The organism is Streptomyces flaveolus (assembly GCF_000716535.1).
Lineage (GTDB): Bacteria > Actinomycetota > Actinomycetes > Streptomycetales > Streptomycetaceae > Streptomyces > Streptomyces flaveolus_A.
In genome coordinates this window covers 1-244 of sequence record NZ_JNWV01000204.1, presented here as the reverse complement: position 1 = coordinate 244, position 244 = coordinate 1, and the positions used below count along the sequence as shown (strand labels likewise).

Annotated in this window: 1 protein-coding gene; it reads right to left on the bottom strand. The window is 73.0% G+C overall.

The window, feature by feature from the left end:
• A partial coding sequence (locus OO52_RS45865) for an alpha/beta fold hydrolase (protein ID WP_420711480.1) occupies window positions 1–210 on the bottom strand: 210 nt, incomplete at its 3' end.
• Window positions 211–244: the final 34 nt, after the last annotated feature.

Genomic DNA, 244 nt, shown 5'->3' with positions numbered 1-244 from the left:
CACGGCCTCGGCGCTGTCCTCCATCGTCACGGTGGCGAGCGCGGACTTCTCGGTCAGCAGGCCCGGCTGGCCCGGCTGGAGGTATCCGCTGGGCAGTGGCGCGTCGAAGCCGTGCCCCGGCAGGTCGACGGCCATGCTCGCGGCACCGAGTGCGGCGAGTGCGCGCTGCGTCGCCGCCCACTGCCCGGAGCCGTGCCAGGCCCCGTGCACGAAGACGAAGACGGTGTCTGTGGAGGAGGAATCG